This window comes from Rhodococcus sp. NPDC056960 (assembly GCF_042674125.1).
GTDB lineage: Bacteria > Actinomycetota > Actinomycetes > Mycobacteriales > Mycobacteriaceae > Rhodococcus_F.
In genome coordinates this window covers 323,192-340,467 of the sequence record NZ_JBHURF010000009.1, presented here as the reverse complement: position 1 = coordinate 340,467, position 17,276 = coordinate 323,192, and the positions used below count along the sequence as shown (strand labels likewise).

The 17,276-nt window shown below is 67.8% G+C and carries 13 protein-coding genes and 2 pseudogenes; 10 read left to right on the top strand and 5 right to left on the bottom strand.

Annotation, left to right across the window (positions count from 1 at the left end):
• Nucleotides 1-440 precede the first annotated feature (440 nt).
• Nucleotides 441-650, top strand: a complete 210-nt coding sequence (locus ACFTWF_RS17015) for a hypothetical protein (protein ID WP_378462357.1) — start codon at nucleotides 441-443, stop codon at nucleotides 648-650.
• Between the two features lie 176 nt (nucleotides 651-826).
• On the opposite strand, the gene ACFTWF_RS17010 is transcribed toward ACFTWF_RS17015, so the two are convergent.
• Both ACFTWF_RS17010 and ACFTWF_RS17005 read right to left on the bottom strand, forming a co-directional pair.
• Nucleotides 827-3,562 (bottom strand): cation-translocating P-type ATPase, encoded by a 2,736-nt coding sequence (locus ACFTWF_RS17010; protein WP_378462356.1) that lies wholly within the window; start codon nucleotides 3,560-3,562, stop codon nucleotides 827-829.
• A 737-nt stretch (nucleotides 3,563-4,299) separates the two neighbouring features.
• Nucleotides 4,300-4,731, bottom strand: a complete 432-nt coding sequence (locus tag ACFTWF_RS17005; protein ID WP_378462355.1) for a pyridoxamine 5'-phosphate oxidase family protein — start codon at nucleotides 4,729-4,731, stop codon at nucleotides 4,300-4,302.
• Nucleotides 4,732-5,003: 272 nt separating this feature from the next.
• Here ACFTWF_RS17005 and ACFTWF_RS17000 point away from each other — a divergent pair, with 272 nt between their 5' ends.
• Nucleotides 5,004-6,707 carry a GAF domain-containing protein gene (locus tag ACFTWF_RS17000; RefSeq protein ID WP_378462376.1) on the top strand — a complete coding sequence of 568 codons (1,704 nt, stop codon included), beginning with the start codon at nucleotides 5,004-5,006 and terminating at the stop codon, nucleotides 6,705-6,707.
• Nucleotides 6,708-6,906: 199 nt separating this feature from the next.
• A complete protein-coding gene (locus tag ACFTWF_RS16995) occupies nucleotides 6,907-7,509 on the top strand; it encodes a hypothetical protein (protein WP_378462354.1) in 603 nt (200 codons plus the stop codon).
• Nucleotides 7,510-7,601: 92 nt separating this feature from the next.
• Here the strand turns inward: ACFTWF_RS16995 and ACFTWF_RS16990 are convergent, their stop codons facing one another.
• The gene (locus tag ACFTWF_RS16990; protein WP_378462353.1) at nucleotides 7,602-7,757 is read right to left on the bottom strand and encodes a hypothetical protein; all 156 of its coding nucleotides are present in this window, start codon (nucleotides 7,755-7,757) and stop codon (nucleotides 7,602-7,604) included.
• A 716-nt stretch (nucleotides 7,758-8,473) separates the two neighbouring features.
• Between ACFTWF_RS16990 and ACFTWF_RS16985 the strand changes: the two genes are divergently transcribed.
• From ACFTWF_RS16985 to ACFTWF_RS16965, 5 genes are all read left to right on the top strand, one after another.
• Complete coding sequence (locus ACFTWF_RS16985; protein WP_378462352.1) at nucleotides 8,474-8,869, top strand: hypothetical protein; 396 nt, start codon at nucleotides 8,474-8,476, stop codon at nucleotides 8,867-8,869.
• 15 nt (nucleotides 8,870-8,884) lie between these two features.
• Nucleotides 8,885-9,790 (top strand): universal stress protein, encoded by a 906-nt coding sequence (locus ACFTWF_RS16980; protein WP_378462351.1) that lies wholly within the window; start codon nucleotides 8,885-8,887, stop codon nucleotides 9,788-9,790.
• A 329-nt stretch (nucleotides 9,791-10,119) separates the two neighbouring features.
• Nucleotides 10,120-10,518 carry a hypothetical protein gene (locus tag ACFTWF_RS16975; protein WP_378462350.1) on the top strand — a complete coding sequence of 133 codons (399 nt, stop codon included), beginning with the start codon at nucleotides 10,120-10,122 and terminating at the stop codon, nucleotides 10,516-10,518.
• Between the two features lie 24 nt (nucleotides 10,519-10,542).
• Nucleotides 10,543-11,382, top strand: coding sequence for a polyphosphate kinase 2 (gene ppk2 / locus ACFTWF_RS16970; protein WP_378462349.1), 840 nt, complete (start codon nucleotides 10,543-10,545; stop codon nucleotides 11,380-11,382).
• Between the two features lie 479 nt (nucleotides 11,383-11,861).
• On the top strand, nucleotides 11,862-13,382 hold the full coding sequence (locus tag ACFTWF_RS16965) for an MFS transporter (protein WP_378462375.1): 1,521 nt from the start codon (nucleotides 11,862-11,864) through the stop codon (nucleotides 13,380-13,382).
• On the opposite strand, the pseudogene ACFTWF_RS16960 reads toward ACFTWF_RS16965, so the two are convergent.
• Nucleotides 13,351-13,686, bottom strand: a pseudogene (locus tag ACFTWF_RS16960) (2OG-Fe dioxygenase family protein); the annotation flags it as partial. The gene ACFTWF_RS16965 and the pseudogene ACFTWF_RS16960 overlap by 32 nt on opposite strands.
• Here ACFTWF_RS16960 and ACFTWF_RS16955 point away from each other — a divergent pair.
• On the top strand, nucleotides 13,650-13,829 hold the full coding sequence (locus ACFTWF_RS16955) for a toxin-antitoxin system HicB family antitoxin (protein ID WP_378462374.1): 180 nt from the start codon (nucleotides 13,650-13,652) through the stop codon (nucleotides 13,827-13,829). The pseudogene ACFTWF_RS16960 and the gene ACFTWF_RS16955 sit on opposite strands and share 37 nt — an antisense overlap.
• Nucleotides 13,830-13,979: 150 nt before the next feature.
• Here the strand turns inward: ACFTWF_RS16955 and ACFTWF_RS16950 are convergent.
• Nucleotides 13,980-14,891 (bottom strand): annotated as a pseudogene (locus tag ACFTWF_RS16950) (condensation domain-containing protein); the annotation flags it as partial.
• Between the two features lie 303 nt (nucleotides 14,892-15,194).
• On the opposite strand from ACFTWF_RS16950, the gene ACFTWF_RS16945 reads away from it, so the two are divergent.
• Nucleotides 15,195-17,240, top strand: coding sequence for an erythromycin esterase family protein (locus ACFTWF_RS16945; protein ID WP_378462348.1), 2,046 nt, complete (start codon nucleotides 15,195-15,197; stop codon nucleotides 17,238-17,240).
• Nucleotides 17,241-17,276 lie beyond the last annotated feature (36 nt).

The window sequence follows — 17,276 nt, the reverse complement described above, 5'->3', positions numbered from 1 at the left end:
CTGTTCGAGTGGGCGGGTATAGGCCTGTCCGCTCAGGCCCCAGCCGTGCAGGAACAACACCCGCGGCCCGAAACCGCCGACCGCGTACCGGGCGGTCCGGCCGTCGACCACCACCGAACGCCACCGCAGACCCGTGCACGGCTGCTGCTGTGACGACTCGATCGTGTCCATACCTTCCAGCACATCTCGATCACCCCCCGGCCGCCGAGAGTCCCCGGACCTCGACCGGAGGGCCGAAGGTCACCACATTCAGGGTCGTGCCCGTGGCAGTGCTCGACGGCGGGCCGAGTCGATGACCTTGTGCTCTGGGCAACCGGCACGCCACGGGGAAACCTGGCAGAGGAAGCGGCAGGCGGTTCGCTGCACCGATATGAGCGGCGGTGCACCCCCAACGCCGTGCCCGTGCCCGCACCCGCCCGAAAGATGCGTGACGAAGAAAAATGAGCAGTATCCGGGTGCCGCGCCGCACCCGCCGCAGGACGGCCGACACGCACCACAGTCCGCCCCGCGGTCCGACCCTTACCATCGCGGCCGCAGCCGCAGCGACTGCGGGCGTTATCGCCGGTGTGGGTACCGGATCGCCGGTCATCGCGGCGATCACAGCGTTCCTGGTCCTTACGTCCGTGGCAGCCGCGGCGGTCATGATCTGACTCCCGCGACCGGAACACCCATCGAGCGTGTCGGAAAATGCGGAAAGACAGGAGGTTCCCGTCTCTCGCCACGACGTCCCGGTTCTCGGTGCACGGTGGATCGCCGCCGAGGGAGCTGACTCGCGGGTCAATTTCGGTCCGCGACCGCGGTGGTGGAGAGCAGAGAACTCTTCCCACTACCCGCTGGGGCTCACCTGCCCCGATGCTGTGGTAGGTGAGGTCACCGCCGGCGGGGGTGGCAGGGGGTGGGTGCGGCGCAGAAGCCATCGCCTGATCTCGTCGGCGCCCCAGACGATGAACGGGAAGGGGACGGTGAACGCGACCATGGTCAGGGTGAGCGGGGCGGTGCCGAGGAGTTCCTGCAGCGGGGGAAGGTAAATGATCGCGCCGCTGAGGGCGAGTTCGAATGCGATACCCCAGAGCAGCAACGGGTTCGACAGGACTCCGATCGAGCGCAGCGACGCGCGCTCGGTGCGGGCGGCGAACGCGGTGCCGATCTGACCGGTCACCATTCCGAGGAAGGTCATCGTGGTCGCCTGCCGGTAGGCGGTGTGCAGTGGGGTGCCCGGCCCGGTGGGGTCACCCCAGTGCCACCCGGCGCCGTGGAGGACGTAGAAGAATCCGGCCATCGCCAGGGCAGCGCAGATCACGCCGAGGAACAGCCACGCCCGGATCAGCATCGATCCGCGGATGATCGATTCGTGCCGGGGTCTCGGTGGGCGCTGCATCAGACCGGGTTCGGCGGGCTCGCGGCCGAGTGCGAGGGCGGGCAGCGTTTCGGTGCCGACGTCGAAGGCGAGCAGCAGCAACACCGGCAGCGGAAGCGGGACCGCGCCGCCGGAGAGGGCGAACACCACGAACGGCGTCACCTCCGGGGTGGCGTGCGCGAAAATATAGAAGATGAACTTGCGGATATTGTCATACACGCGCCGCCCGGCCTCGACGGCGTCGGCGATGGTGGCGAAGTCGTCGTCGGTAAGGACCATGACGGACGCTTCCCGGGCGACGTCGGTTCCGGTGCGGCCCATCGCGATACCGATATCGGCCCGGCGCAGCGCGGGAGCGTCGTTGACGCCGTCCCCGGTCATCGCCACCACATGATCGTTCTCGCGCAACGCGTCGGCGATGCGCAGTTTCGCTTCCGGAGAGGAGCGGGCGAAGATCAGATCCGGTGTGTCCCGCAGCAGAATGTCGAGGTCGTCCTCGCTGAGCCGATCGAGGTCGTCGCCGGTGACGACGGTCGGGTCGGCGGCGGTGATGCCGACCTCGGTAGCAACCGCGGTGGCGGTCAGGGCGTGGTCGCCGGTGATCACGATGATGTCGATGCCCGCACGGTGACAGCGTGTCACAGCGTCGGCGATCTCGCGGCGCGGCGGGTCGGCCATCGCGACGAATCCGAGCAGGGTCAAGTCCCGCTCGGCGGCCTCGCGGGTGTCCGGTCTCGCCCCGTTCGCGGGGAGCAGTCGCCGGTCGGCGATCGCGAGAACTCTCAACCCCCGCCGGGCCTCCGTGTCGACGAGGTCGCCGAGTTCCCGGCGCCGGGCCTCGGTGAGCGGCTGTGAGACACCGCCCGCTCCGAGGATGTCGGTGCACAACGGCACCACCGCCTCCGGTGCGCCTTTGGTGTGCACCCATAGCGCATCACCGTCGGCATCGAGGGTGGACATACGTTTACGGACCGGGTCGAAGTGAAATTGTGTGCGCCGGAACCGGTCCCGCTCCGCGGCATCGACCCGGACACCGAATGACCCGGCAGCGTCGAGGAGAGCGATTTCGGTCGGATCACCGACCGCGTCGGCGCCATCGATGCGGGCATTGTTGCAGGCCGCCATACTCGTGCCCAGACGCCTCAGGACGGGTTCCGTGGCCGGAGGCGGCAGGCCGGTGGCGAGCTCGTGTCGGCCGGTGGCCGTGTCGACCGAAAGCACACTCATCCGGTTCTCGGTCAAGGTTCCGGTCTTGTCGGTGCAGATCACATCGGTGCAACCCAGGGTTTCGACGGCGCTGAGCCGCTTGACGACCGCTCCCCGCTTGGCGAGCTCGCGCACCCCGAGAGCGAGCGCCAGGGTGATCACCGGTAGCAACCCCTCCGGCACGTTGCCGACGAGGAGCCCGACCGCGAAGATCACCGCGTTGAGGAACGACAGGCCGGCGCCGATGGTGGCGATCGGAATGAACGCGATCCCCAACACCACCGAGATCAGCGCGATCAGCCACGCCACCCGCCGCACCTGCGACTCGAGTGGACTCTCCTCCTGCTCGACACGTTCGGACAGCGACGCGATCCGTCCGAGCTCGGTGCGCATCCCCGTTGCGAACACCACGGCGCGGGCATCACCTTCCGTGCAGGTGGTTCCGCTGAAGACGAGGTCGCGGGCGTTCAGGAGCGGCACATGGGTGTCGACAAGCTCCGCGGACCGGTACACCGGCACCGACTCACCGGTCAACGTGGCCAGGTCCACCTCGATACCACCGGTGAACAGGCGCGCATCGGCAGAGATCCGGTCACCTTCCTCGATCACCAACACATCCCCGGGGACCAGGTCCACGGCGTCGATCTCCGTGACCGTGCCATCACGCAACGCCTTCGCCCGTATCGGCAGGAACGCGGCGAGAGCCTCCACCGCCTGCTCGGCGTGCCGCTCCTGCACAAACGCAAAGACCGCATTGATCGCGATCACCAGCACGATCGCGGCAGCGACCGCGACAATTCCCACCGCCCACGCCAGACCCGCCGCCGCCCACAACAGCAACGCCAACGGATGAGTGAACTGCCGGACCAGCTGCCGCGGCCAATGCCGGCCACCCCGCCGAGACAACCGGTTCGGCCCCACATGCGCGAGCCGGCGCCGGGCCTCCCGCGCAGTCAACCCCTCCCGCGAACCCCGCACGTCCCGCAGCAACAGATCCATGTTCTCGGTCGGATCGAGAGCGACCGGCCTCTCTACTTCCCCGGCACTCGCGGTCGACCGCTGACTCTGATCCACCCTGACCAGTCTGTGACGAACAGGACCTGACCGCTACGGCCACAAGACCTTGATGTCGGTGGCCCCAACCCCACCACCGTCGTGACGAGGCCGTGACGGACTCGCCCTGAGCTCGCGCGAGCAGACGGCCACAGGGGTTCGGCCGCTCCGCTGGACCATCGGGCGCCGGTCAGGCCGGTGCGGCTCACCAACGGCCACACCCAGGAAGGGTTCGCTGCTCGAGCGGGAGGCGGGCGGTACCGCCGAACCCGGGAAGCCCCGGGGCATACACCCGCATACCCATTTGCGATCAGCTGTTCGAGTGGGCGGGTATAGGCCTGTCCGCTCAGGCCTCAGTCGTGCAGGAAGAGCACCCGTGGCCCGAAGCCGCCGACCGCGTAGCGGGCGGTCCGGCCGTCGACCGGAGGGCCGAAGGCCACCCCATTCGGCAGGCGCATGCCGATGGCCGTTCGGACCGGAGACCGGTCCGGTCATTGCCCATGTGTGGGGACATTGTTCTCGAGTTCGTCGAGCCAGATGCGGGCGGAGGCATCCGCGGGTGCTCGCCAGTCTCCGCGAGGGGACAGCGACGAACGCTGTTCCGCTCGAACAGGATCCGGTGTGATCAATGCTCTACGGGCGGGTGATGGTATCCGGGCCGCGGGCAACGCGGAAGCGGCTGATCACCTCATCGTGCTCTCGCACACCGTCCCGGGGGCGAGGGTGATGCGGCGGCCGGTGACGCGTTCGATGTCGAGCACGAGGTGCGAGTGTCCGTTCTCGTGGGGTCGGGGTGCGGTGGGGGCCGCGCCGTTTCCCGCCGGGTCGCCGCTGGCGCTCCGGCGGGCGTGACCGAGGACGAGGACGGTCCATCCGGTCCCCGAGGGCACGTCGAGCTCACCGGCCTCGAACGCGAGGAAGGTGCCGTCGAATCGGTCGAACCACGGGTCCGGGCCGGTGGGGATGAGTACTTCGCCTCGGGGGGCGGTGAAGGTGACCGGCCGCACTGCGGGCAGGGCGTCTTCGGTGTAGAGGAGTCGGCCGGTGGGCACCGACCGCAACAATCGGGTGGCTTCGTGCACGGTGAGAAGACGGTCGAGCGTGGCGGTATTCATTTTGGCTTGTCTTCTCCGGCGCCGATCGCTGCGAAGCGCCTGTTATGCGATGTGCCCCAGTATGCGCCCCGGTGTTCGAACGCGACAGGGCAGTTCGTATCGGGAGCGACAGGGCCGTTCGTATCGGGCGGGGCGGGGACGCGAGTGAGTCAAGGACCGGCAGGTCGAATAGGGGTTTGAGGGCGGGTGCGGTCGGATATCTTTGAATGGTCACACTCTCCGCCCCTCGGACAGCTGAGGGACACGACCGCCGGAAGCGGGCTCAGTCGCTCATGCCGGAGGAGAATCCGCACCTGCAGGGGACGCTGGCGCAGCTTCGGTTACGCGAGCTGCTGACGCAGGTCCAGGACCGGATCGAGGAGGTGCTCGGCACCCGGGATCAGGTCGATGCCCTGCTCGAGGCGGTGTTGACCATCGCCTCCGGCCTCGACCTGGAGGTGACGTTGAAACAGATCGTGCACGCGGCGATCGAGTTGGTCGACTGCCGGTACGGGGCGTTGGGTGTGCTCAACCGCAGCCGAGACGGACTGGCCGAATTCGTCTACGAGGGCATCGACGAACCCACCCGAGAGCAGATCGGGGCCTTGCCGACCGGCCACGGGCTGCTCGGGTTGTTGATCGAGCAACCGAAACCGCTGAGATTGGACAACCTCGCCCAGCACGCCGCGTCCACCGGTTTCCCCGCCCATCATCCGCCGATGCGCACCTTCCTCGGTGTCCCGGTCCACGTCCGCGGGGAAGTGTTCGGGAATCTGTATCTGACCGAGAAGACCGGTGGCCTCCCGTTCACCGAAGACGACGAAGTCCTGGTCCAGGCGCTGGCCGCGGCCGCCGGGATCGCCGTCGACAACGCCCGGTTGTTCGAGGAAACCGGGCTGCGGCAACGCTGGCAGCAGACCACCAGCGAGATCCGGGGCGAACTCCTCGCCGGAATCGACACCGATCAGGTGCTCGAGCTGATCGTGCGCCGAGCCCACGACCTGGCCGGCGCCGCCCACGTGTTCATCGCGCAACCGGAGGACCCCGATGTCGATGCCGCGGAGGTCACCGACCTGATCGTCACCGCCTATGCCGGAGACGCGCCCGAGCAACTTCGTTGTCGCCGGCTCGCGGTCCCCGGCTCGCAACCCGGTGAGGCCTTCCGTAACGGCATCCCGTTCCAGTCCCCGGTCTTCGACGAGGAAACCGGGGGACACGGGTACGGTCCGGTGTTGCTGTTGCCGCTGCGGTCGGCGCCCGACGCGGTCTCCGGGGTGCTGGTCCTCATCTGCAGGACCGGTGCGCCGCCGTTCGCCGACTGGCAGGTGCGGATGATCACCGAATTCGCCGATCAGGCGGCCCTGGCGCTCAAACTCGCCGAGGATCAACGGCAGCTGGCCGCGGTGTCGGTGTTTTCCGATCGCGACCGGATCGCCCGTGATCTGCACGATCACGTCATCCAACGATTGTTCGCACACGGGTTGAGCCTGCAGAGCGCCCAGGGCCGGGTTCGTGACCCCGCCGTGCGGGACCGGTTGTCGCAGATGGTCGACGACGTGCAGGGCATCATCACCGACGTGCGGACCGCGATCTTCGACCTGCACGGCGGCGACAGCAGCTCGGGGCTTCGGCACACGCTCGATTCGGTGATCGCCGAGCAGACCGAAGACAGCGGGCTGCGGACCACGGTACGGATCTCCGGTCCGCTGTCCGTGGTCGACGATATACTCGCCGAGCACGCCGAGGCGGTGCTGCGGGAAGCGCTGAGCAACGTCGTTCATCACGCCCACGCGCACACGGTCACGGTCACCATCTCCGTGGGCGACGACCTCATCATCGACGTCGTCGACGACGGTGCCGGGATCCCGGCGACCGTGGCGCGCAGCGGCCTGCACAATCTGACCGCCCGCGCAGCACAGGCCGGCGGCACCTGCACCGTCACCCCCGCCGACGGCGGCGGCACCCGGCTGACCTGGTCGGCGCCCCTACCCGACTGAGCCGGGGCCTCGCGACCTCGGACGTCACCATCCGGCAGATCCTCGACATCACCGCCTCAAATGCGGTGCATTGACGAACCCTGAGGTCCTGAGGTGACGAAAGTCCCTTCTCGTCGGGGACTCTCGCGTCGACCTGTGGCCCTACCTGCGGTGCTGAACGAGTTCGACACTCGGAGAACGACGAACTCGGGAGGTTGTGATGACCGGCGGCAACGCGGTACCTGTTCGGTGGTGGCGTCTGGCGCCGTGGAGCGGCAACCCGCTGATGCGGCGCAGTGACCGGATCGAATCCACGATCGTCCTGGTCGTTGTGGTCGTCGCGTTGATGGTGGTGCCCGTCGCCGGTGCCGTCGGCACCGCGACCTACACCCGGCTGACCGAGCGGGCCCACCAGGTCGCCGGCAGCGGGCGGCAGGTGCCGGCGGTGCTGCTCGACGATCCTCGCCCCCCACCGGGGGAAATACCGATGCGGGGCCCGGCCGGGCGGGACCAGGCCCCCGCCCGCTGGGTGCTCGAGGGAACCGAGCACACCGGTGTGGTCGAGACGGACATCGGCGCCCGGGCCGGGCAGACGGTCACCGTCTGGGTCGACGCCGACGGCAATTTCATGCAGCCCCCGAACAGCGGAACGGAAAGCGGCATCGAGGCCATCAGTGCCGCGATCATGTTCCTGATCCTCGGAATCACCGGGTGCGGTCTGCTTCTGGCCGGGACCCACGGGGCCCTGGCAAGATACCGGAGATCTCGGTGGCAGCGGGAATGGCAGAGCCTTGGACACAGACCGGGATGGCCCGTCAGCTGAGGCGGCCGATCGGCCACGCGGTGGTTCACCATTGCCGATGCTCGCGATCCGGGGTCCGGCACCCTCCCGGGGCACCCGTCGTGGCTCGCCGGTCAGCGCCGGCCGAGTGCTGTGCCCGCGCGACCGTCGACGAGCATCGCGGGCAGAGACGGGTGCCGGTCGGCCAGAGCAACCAGGCCGACATGCACGATGGCGCCGTCGGAGTGAAGGGCGTGATCCCAGCCCCACTCGGGGATGACGGCGAGCACGGGGGTGTTCTCGGTGAGGATCTCCGCGGGACCCGCAGGTGCGCATCTGCAAGGGCCAATGGTGGTGCAACTGTTCGACGGCGGCGCGGTCGTCGGCGGTCAGGGCCCGAACGACGACGGCACTATCGGCCCCAGCGGACCCGCTCATCAGGGTCCCTCCTCGCGGGATTACGGCCCCCGCGAACGGTGACGGTGCGCACCGAGCACGGCCGGGCCAGGTGAGGCCTCGAGTTGATGCCTCCCGACCCTGTCAGAGAGGACCAATGCCTCTGCGGCCTTCTCCCCACACCGGTTTCAATTGGACAGGTACACGGGAACACACCCACGACCACCCCCAATCCGGCACCGCCGGAACTCCGGAGTACAGCCGCCTGATCGATTCCCGCGCACGGGCATTGCCGGGACGTTTACCGTCCCGATCGGCAGAAGAAGGTGGGATCGGTGTTGTTTCTGCATCTGCTCGGCGGACTCACGGAAGAAGAAGTCGACCTCGTCGTGACGGAGGAGCTCGAGCTACTCGAATCGCCGAACTGACGGTGACGATCGTGAGGCGACCGGGCCACCCCGCACCGGTGACCTTCTCCCCTACACCGCCCGGTGATCGCAAGAAACACTCGAAATGGCACCCGAGCGCTTGCGCCGATGCGCTGGCACCGCCACCGCGGATCGCTTATCCGCCCCCGGGCACGCGCCCCCGAACCCGACAGGATTGACCGATGAGCAGCAGCGACACCGTACCGGCAGTCGGGAACACCTCACGAGTGCTGTTTCTCGGCGCCCCTACCGACGACGTCGAGGTCGAGTACTGGGCCGGGATGCGCCGGTGGGCCCGGGCCCACGGATTCGACCCGACCGACTCCCTCGACGAAGGCTCGGTGGCGTGCGTGGTGACCACCGAGGACATTCTCGACGGGTTCTGCCACCCGACCGAATCGGTGATGGTGCAACAGCTGCACGAGAACCACATACCGTTCGTCAGTGCGTACGACGATCCCCGAATCCTTCAGCGAGTCCTCGCATGCACCGCGGCGGCCGGTGCTGTCACCGACACGCACCCCGCGGCTCCCATCGACATGCTCCCGGACGCCTCCACCGCCCGGAGCGCGGCGTAGCAGCAGGCCGCCCGAATGAACGAGATGGACGAGATGGACGAGCGGAGGGTTGTGGTCGGCGTCGACGGGTCACCCACGGCGCAGGGCGCCGCGCTGTGGGCGGGGTTGGTCGCCGACCGCACCCGATGCCCGCTGTGGATCGTCCATGCTTGCACGGACGAGTTCTCGTCGATGGCCGGGTCGGTGGTTCCCGGGGAGCACCCCTTCTCGACCCGCATGCGGCGCCGTCACGCGAGGGACGCCCTCCAGGACGCGCTCGACCCCGTTCGCCAACACTTTCCGAACGTCTCGGTGCACTGTGGGACGGTGCCCGGACCACCGGGGCCGGTCCTGGCCGCGGCCGGTGCCGAGGCTGCGCTGGTGGTGGTGGGTGCGGTCGGGGTCGGGGCAGCACACACCCTGTCGATCGGGTCGACCGCGATCGAGGTCGCGCAGAACACCCCCTGCCCGGTCGTGGTGTGGCGGGGTGGGAGTCCCCCGCCACCGAACCGGGCTCCGGTGCTCGTCGGAGTCGACGGCAGCGACACCAGTGAGCAGACGCTGCTCACCGCCGCCGAATTCGCCGACCTCTTCGGCGCCCCGCTGCTCGCGGTGCAGTCGTGCTCGTCCGCCCACGTCGGGGAGGTGACCGTCCCCGACCTCGCCGATTGGAACAACCACGAGAAGGTCAAACGCGATCGACTCAACCTGGCGGTCGACGCCGCGGCCGTACGTTTCCCCGCCCTGTCGATCCGCACGCTGATCACCATGAACGACCCGCACCGGGTGCTCCTCGAACGCGCCGTGAGCGCCCAGTTGGTGGTCCTCGGCTCGCCAGGTGGACCCTGGGGTTCCTCCGGCGCCGCGCTCGGACCGGTCAGCCGTCACCTGCTCCTGCACAATCCCTGCCCGACCATGATCTGCCACAACGGCACCGGTTGACCATGCACACCCGTCGCTGACACCACAGCACCGAGAGTCCCATAGCCGGTAGCCGAGGAACCAGGCTGCTCGCTCTGAAGCACTTCGTCATCGCCGGTCATCGACTATTTCGTCGTCCCGCTGCGACACCATCGTCAAGACACGAAACGACTTCTCGACCAGCTCGGTTCGGTGTCAAATACCTGAATGTGCTTGGTTCTGGGACGAATACAGTATCGGCAGGTCCGGAAAAGGCAGTTTCTCGACAACCACCAGGGGAAACGGCGGACAATGGTGATACCGGGCCGCCCGGCCCGCGGAAGGACCCGCGCGGAAGGAAAGGGACGGTCATGTCCGAGACACCGTCGGTCAAGCAAGGCGTCGCGGCTGGTACGTCGATCGGGGCGGCTCTCATCCTCGTGACGGTGGGCATCATCCAGATCTTCCAAGGCATCGCCGCGGTCGCCGAGAACGAAATGTTCGTGGTCGGTATCGAGTACGTCTACAAACTGGACCTGACCACCTGGGGCTGGATCCACATCGTGCTGGGCGTTCTGGTTCTCGGGATCGGTCTCGCACTGTTCACCGGAGCCGGGTGGGCGCGGGTCTCGGCAATCGTGATCGCGGCCGTCTCCATCCTCGCCAATTTCCTGTGGCTGCCCTATTACCCGTGGTGGTCGCTGCTCATCATCGCGCTCGACATCGTGGTCATCTGGGCCGTGTCGACCTGGAAGCCGGATCGGGTCTGATCCCCCGGCCGACCGGAAGAGACCATGGGAAAGAAGAAGCACGGGACGGCAGGGCTCGACCTGCCGTCGCCCGGCGCCGACCAGCCCGCGCCACCGATGAAGAACAAGGAGTACCGCCGCCTGCTCCGTCCGCTCCACGGCGAGCTCGTCGCGCTGCAGGAGTGGGTGAAAGCGTCGGGTGCGCGCATCTGCATCGTGTTCGAGGGCCGTGACACCGCCGGGAAGGGCGGTGTGATCAAGGCGATCACCGAGCGCGTCAGTCCCCGCGTGTTCCGGGTCGTCGCCCTGCCCGCGCCGACCGATCGCGAGAAGTCGCAGATGTACGTGCAGCGGTACCTGCCCCATCTGCCGTCCGGCGGGGAGGTCGTGATCTTCGACCGCAGTTGGTACAACCGCGCGGGCGTCGAACGGGTGATGGGCTTCTGCACCGAGGCACAGGTGCAGCAGTTCCTTCAACTCGTGCCGACGGTCGAGCGTGCGATCGTCGACTCGGGTGTCATCCTGCTCAAGTACTGGCTCGAGGTGAGCCAGGAACAGCAGACCCTGCGCCTGCAGAGCCGGATCGACGACCCACGGAAGATCTGGAAGCTGTCCGAGCTGGACCTGAAGTCGTACAGCCACTGGTACGACTACTCGCGGGCGCGGGACGAAATGTTCCACTTCACCGACACCGGCTGGGCACCGTGGTACGTCGCGGTCAACGACGACAAGAAACGCGGCCGGCTCAACGTCATCAGCCATCTGCTGAGCCAGATTCCCTACGAACCTCTGGAACTGCCCGACATCACGCTGCCCGAGCGACGGGGTCCGCACGGCTACGAGCCGTCGAGGCAACCACTGCACTGGATTCCCACCCCGTACTGAGGATCCGGGCAGTAAAGCGGGCATGGTGGCCGCGGAACCCAGGCAGGTGCACTGCGGCGGGCACCGCAACGAGAATGTGGGCGGAATTCTTCGTGGTGGGCGCTGCGGTGGGACCGCACCGGCACCGTGCGCGATGCCGTGCGCATGTTGGGGTCGTGCGGGCCGGATCTGTGGTGGCCCCAGGATCGGGTGTGGTTCGTCGCCTCGGGCATCGACCTGAGGTCGACTTACATTGGCTCGTCGACTTCGCCCTCTCGGACACGCCGTTCCAGGCGTAGCCCCCACGACCGCGCGCAACGCGTCGGTGGCCGGCTCTCGGTTAGATCCTCGACGACGGCGGTCTCTCGCATCCACCACGAGCCCCTGGGTCGGGCAGTCGGTTCGGTCCTCCGAACCTCGGACGGGATGCGGAGGCCGGAGGCTAGAGTCGATCACGTCGGATGTGGGAGCTGGGGAGGTGGGCGGTGCCTACGTCTCGGTTGCAGGCCGACCTGAGGACCCTGCCGATCATCCTGGCCCTGTCCTTCGCCTTCACGATCACGGTCGTCGACCCGCTGGTGCTGAGCCTGAATCTGCCGCAGGTGAGCCGGGCCCTCGATGTGCCACCGCAGTTCGGCGGATTGCTGGGCGGCATGGCGACGCTGGTGATGGCCGCCGCCGTCCTCGCCGCGGGCAACCTCGGCGACGCGTTCGGGCTTCGACGCTTGCTGATGTCGGGACTGGTCGTCGTCACGGTCGCCGACCTGCTCTCCATGCTTTCGCCCAACTACACCTTTCTGTTTGCGATGCGAGTCTTGGACGGATTGGGAATGACGGCGCTGCTCGGCGTGCCGCTGGCCCTGCTCAAGGCTTCCGTGACGGACAAGCAGCGGCCGACGGCCATCGGCGTTTTCGTGGCCGTCGAGATGGTTCTCTGTGGGGTACTCCCGGCGCTCACGGGCTGGGCGGTGGCGGCCGTCGGCTGGCGAGTCGTGTTCCTGGTCGCACCGCTGCTCGCCGTGATCTCGCTTCTGCTGACGGCGAGGTACGTCCCGGAGACGCCCGTTCAGCATCGCGCTCGGCTGGACGTGGTCGGCGTCGCCCTGGTCGGTACGGCGCTCCTGGCACTCGTCATCGGACTGGCAGCCGCGCAGAACGGCATGTTCCGGCCCGAGACATGGCTGCCGCTGGCTGTCAGCGTGGTCGCCGCCGTGCTGTTCGTTCGCCACGAACGCCGCACCTCCGAACCGGCACTGGACCTGGCTCTGTTCGGAAGCCGGCCCTTCAGCGTGGCTCTGGCCGCGACCTTCACGCTGAATTTCCTCATGGCCGGGCTCGGCATCGTCCTGGGGCAGTTCGGCAGTGCGGTGCTCGCGCTGTCGCCGGAGACCATCGGCCTGTTGTTCCTCCCCGGCACGCTGCTGATCGCCGGCTTCGTGGTCTTGTCCGGGAGCCTGGTGGGGAAGTTCTCGCCGAGACCGGTGATGGTCGTCGGCCTCCTGTTCATGGCAGCCGCCGGACTGCTGATGGCGGGCACGGTCGACCCGACGATGGCGCTGTGGCTGCTCGTCTCGGCCGTGTGGCTGTACAATCTGGGCTCGATGGTGACCTCCACATCGGTGTCCGAGACGGTGCTCTCCCAGGCGCCGAGCGGGCAGTCCGGAACGGTGGCTTCCGTGCAGTTGGCCTTCGGGATGACCGGCTATGCGTTCGGACCCACCGTGTACCTGCTGCTTCTCAAGGTGTTCTTCCAGCGCGAATGGCTGGCCGACACCGAGGCACGCGGACTGACGGCGACCCAGGGCGAGCAAGCCGTGGATGCCGCGCGCAGTTCGGTGGCGCAGAGCCTCGGTGGCGCCGGGTACGACCCGAACCTGCTTCGCCAGGTGGGCGGTCTCGACCTCGGAGCGGACTTCGCCGACGCGGTGCGACTCACCATGCTGACCGTCAGCGTCCTGCCCGTCGCTGTGGCTGTGGCGGCCTTCGTGCTCATGGCCCGCCGCAAGAAGCCGACGGTGTGAAGGTGACTACCAGCACGTCCGTCCGGGCCGGCTCACCGCGGTCGACGGGTCGGATCGGCGAGACACCGTGCCAGGTGCAACGGTCGTCGCCCAGGAGGAAGGTGCCGGGTTCGCGCAGGGTCGCGGTCACGAGTCGTTCGCCGTCCGGGCCGAACACCGAGCTTTCGCCCCCGACGGCATTGTCGACGCCGATCAACAGGGAACCGACCAGCGTGACACCGTCGCGGTGCACGCCCTCGAGCGTGGGCCGGCCCTCGTTGTCAGCCGATGCGACCACGCGGAACGGATGCACCCAGACCGTCCAAGTTCATGGTGCGGACCTCCCCGCAGGTGCGCCGGAGCCTGGCGATCGAGGCCGAAGAGCGGGGTGTCTCGCTCAACATGCTGGTCAACCAGAAGATCACCGTTCCGGCTGCGCCTCGGTCGGCGGCCGCCGGCGCCGCCTGACAGGAGGGTCATCCGCAGCTGAGAATGGTAGACATCGACGCTGTGCTCGGCGGCCAACAGCGAATGGAAGTGGAAACCGGCCTGCAGCGGCGACAGCGCCCACATATCCTCGAGGGTCGGGTACGTCCGCTCCCAGACCTCGATCTGGGACTGGGTGAGCGCCACCGTGCCGATGTCCGACGGGGTCAGTCCCCCACCGGATCCGGCGACGACGTGTTCGATCTGTGAGACGAGCGCCTGCTGCCACAGATCGACGAGTTCGCGAACGTCGTCGGCTGCGAGCAGTTCACCGGCAAACCGCACTGCAGCTCCGAGTCGCGGTCCGGCATCGGTATCCGTTACGCCGACGTTGATCTCGATCGCTGCGGAAGCGCTCATGTCCTGATCGGTTTCACCCGAAAAGACTCGCGACGACGCGAGATCCGGCACCCAGCCGATCTCACGCATCTCCGGGGACAGATCGCCCATCCCGGTCTTTCCGAGGTAGTTGAAGACGACCTGGGGTGGGTCGAAGCCCGCGAGGATGTTGGCCGTCGCCGAATTGAGGTATCGCAGCAGTCCGTACCCGACGCCCCGGTCGGGGACCGCCACGAGCTGCTCTTTCACCGCCTTGATCGCGGCACCGGCCGACGCGCCGCCGACGAGTGCGTCCTGGGTGTCCAGCCCTTCCAGGGCGAGGCGCACCGGATACACGCTGGTGAACCAGCCCACGGTACGAGACAGATCGGCGCCCGGCACTACCGACTCCTCGCGGCCGTGACCCTCGAGGGTGATGTACGCGGAGTCGGCGGTTCGGCGTTCGGCACCCGTGTCTCCGTTCGCACGCTGTTCGACAATCCCACTGTGCGTGAACTTGTGTCCGCAGTGGCCACGTCGGGGACGGACGCGTCCTCGGGGCGGCTCGCGCTGACGCGGCGCGAGCGTCCCGGACGGATCCCGTTGTCGCTGGCGCAGCAGCGGGTCTGGTTCCTCAATCAGTTCGATCCTTCGTCGTCTGCGTACAATCCGCGCAGATTCGTGAGCACCTCGCCCCCCAGCGCACCGACCACGAGAGGCGCCCACCCCGGGCACTGGTTCCCGCGCCGGCCCCGGAGGACGTGCCCGACCGGCGGCCCCCGTTCAGGTCGTCGGCCGGTCAGCGCGTCCACTGTCGTCGGCATCGGCGTCCTCTATGCCGGTGCCCCGCGGCGCATCGTAGTCAATCACCATGACAACCTCCACGATGCCGCCGCCCCCGCTCGGCGACCGGTCTCACTCTCGTGGCCCTGGTGCCCTTCGGCCCTGTCGCCGTAAGAGCCGAGCGCGCCACGATCGAGGGGTGATCGCTGAGTGGCTTCCAGACGACGCATGAGGAGTGAGAATCCGATGAGCAGTTCCACCGGAACACCTGCAGACAGGCCCGAACACGTGTTCCAGGACCGCCGCGAAGCAGGACGGGTGCTGGGCGAGCTACTCGAGGCATATCGGTACGATCCTCGCGTCGTCGTGCTCGGCCTCGCCCGCGGAGGGGTTCCCGTCGCCTGGGAGGTCGCAGCCGCACTGGACGCACCGCTCGACACCTTCGTCGTCCGCAAACTCGGGATACCCGGCCACGACGAGTTCGCCATGGGCGCACTCGCCAGCGGCGGCTCGATCGTCCTCAATGACGACCTGCTCCGCGACCTCGCCATCACCCCGCAACAACTGCGCGAGGTGGTGGACCGGGAGGGGCGCGAGCTGGCGCGGCGAGAATCGACGTATCGGGGTAATCGACCTCCGCCGGAGGTCACCGGCAAGATCGTGATACTCGTCGACGACGGTCTGGCCACCGGGGCCAGCATGTTCGCCGCAATCGAATCGCTGCGCCAGCACGAGCCGGCCCAGCTCGTCGTCGCGGTACCCGCCGCCCCGGAATCGACGTGCCGCACACTCGGGGCCATGGTCGACGACGTCGTGTGCGCCACCATGCCCTTCCCGTTCCGGGCGGTCGGCGCCTCGTTCTGGAACTTCAATCAGGTAACGGACGACGAGGTGCGGGACCTCGTGGCCACCCCGACCACCGGCCGCGGCGCGCATGATGCGCGGATACTCGAATTCACCTCCGCAGCAGGCATTATCCGTCTCTCCTCCCGCGATGCACCGAATGGTGTCCCCTCTCACGACGACCTGCTCGACCTCGTCGGTGATGCACGCGTGGTCCTGATCGGGGAGAGCTCGCACGGAACCCACGAGTTCTACGCTGCCCGCGCCGAGATGACGCGAATTCTGATCCAGGAAAAGGGTTTCACCGCTGTCGCGGCAGAAGCCGACTGGCCGGACGCCTACCGGGTCAACCGATACGTGCGCGGGCAGGGCCCGGACACGTCCGCGGAGGAGGCACTCCGCGGATTTGAACGATTCCCCGCGTGGATGTGGCGCAACACCGTCGTCCTCGATTTCGTGGCCTGGTTGCGCGACCACAACGACAGCTGCGCGCCGGGACGGGGCCCTGAGGCAGGGTTCTACGGACTCGACCTCTACAGCCTGCACCGGTCCATGCACGAGGTCGTCGACTATCTCGAGCGTGTCGATCCGGAGGCCGCACGCCGCGCCCGGGCGCGGTATTCCTGCTTCGACCACCGGTCCGGGGACGACGGGCAGGCCTACGGGTACGCCGCAGCATTCGGTGCCGGCGAATCCTGCGAGGCGCAGGTGGTCGAGCAGTTGACGGACCTTCACCGCCATGCGGGCGACTATCTCCGCAGCGACGGCACGGTAGCGGAGGACGACCAGTTCTACGCCGAGCGGAACGCCTGGAGTGTGCGCGATGCCGAGGAGTACTACCGCACGATGTTCCGCGGGCGGGTCGCGTCGTGGAACCTCCGGGACCGTCACATGGTTGACACCCTCGATGCGCTGATTGCGCATCTGGACCGGCGGTCGGAGAGTCCGTCCCGGGTCGTGGTGTGGGCCCACAACTCGCACGTCGGTGACGCCCGTGCCACCGAGGTCGGCATGCACGGCGAGCTGACGGTCGGACAACTCGTCCGCGAACGCTACCGCGACGACTGCCGCCTGATCGGTTTCAGTACCCACTCCGGCACTGTCACCGCGGCCAGCGAATGGGGTGGACCGGCAGAACGCAAGGTGGTCCGCGCGGCCCTGCCCAGCAGCGTGGAGGAACTGTTCCACGAGGTCGGAAAGGAGTCGTTCCTGATCCGCACCCAAGACGGGCCGGTCGCCGACACGCTACGGGCTGCACGCCTGGAACGGGCGATCGGTGTGATCTACCTGCCCGAGACCGAGCGGCACAGCCACTACTTCCACACCCGGCTGTCCGAGCAGTTCGATGCCATGATCCACATCGACACCACCCGCGCTCTCGAACCTCTCGAGTACACCAGTCTCTGGGTGGACGGAGAGCGGCCCGAAACCTATCCCTTCGCTCTCTGACCCTGATCTCGCAGATCCGGCAAACCATTCGACCGA

Bases quoted from the DNA above. Each gene is read 5' to 3' on its own strand.
- ACFTWF_RS17015 (WP_378462357.1), top strand. From the start codon at position 441: ATGAGCAGTATCCGGGTGCCGCGCCGCACCCGCCGCAGGACGGCCGAC.
- ACFTWF_RS17005 (WP_378462355.1), bottom strand. From the start codon at position 4,731: ATGAATACCGCCACGCTCGACCGTCTTCTCACCGTGCACGAAGCCACC.
- ppk2 (WP_378462349.1), top strand. From the start codon at position 10,543: ATGGGAAAGAAGAAGCACGGGACGGCAGGGCTCGACCTGCCGTCGCCC.
- ACFTWF_RS16975 (WP_378462350.1), top strand. From the start codon at position 10,120: ATGTCCGAGACACCGTCGGTCAAGCAAGGCGTCGCGGCTGGTACGTCG.
- ACFTWF_RS17010 (WP_378462356.1), bottom strand. From the start codon at position 3,562: ATGGATCTGTTGCTGCGGGACGTGCGGGGTTCGCGGGAGGGGTTGACT.
- ACFTWF_RS16945 (WP_378462348.1), top strand. From the start codon at position 15,195: ATGAGCAGTTCCACCGGAACACCTGCAGACAGGCCCGAACACGTGTTC.
- ACFTWF_RS17000 (WP_378462376.1), top strand. From the start codon at position 5,004: ATGCCGGAGGAGAATCCGCACCTGCAGGGGACGCTGGCGCAGCTTCGG.
- ACFTWF_RS16955 (WP_378462374.1), top strand. From the start codon at position 13,650: ATGCGACCACGCGGAACGGATGCACCCAGACCGTCCAAGTTCATGGTG.
- ACFTWF_RS16980 (WP_378462351.1), top strand. From the start codon at position 8,885: ATGAACGAGATGGACGAGATGGACGAGCGGAGGGTTGTGGTCGGCGTC.
- ACFTWF_RS16995 (WP_378462354.1), top strand. From the start codon at position 6,907: ATGACCGGCGGCAACGCGGTACCTGTTCGGTGGTGGCGTCTGGCGCCG.
- ACFTWF_RS16985 (WP_378462352.1), top strand. From the start codon at position 8,474: ATGAGCAGCAGCGACACCGTACCGGCAGTCGGGAACACCTCACGAGTG.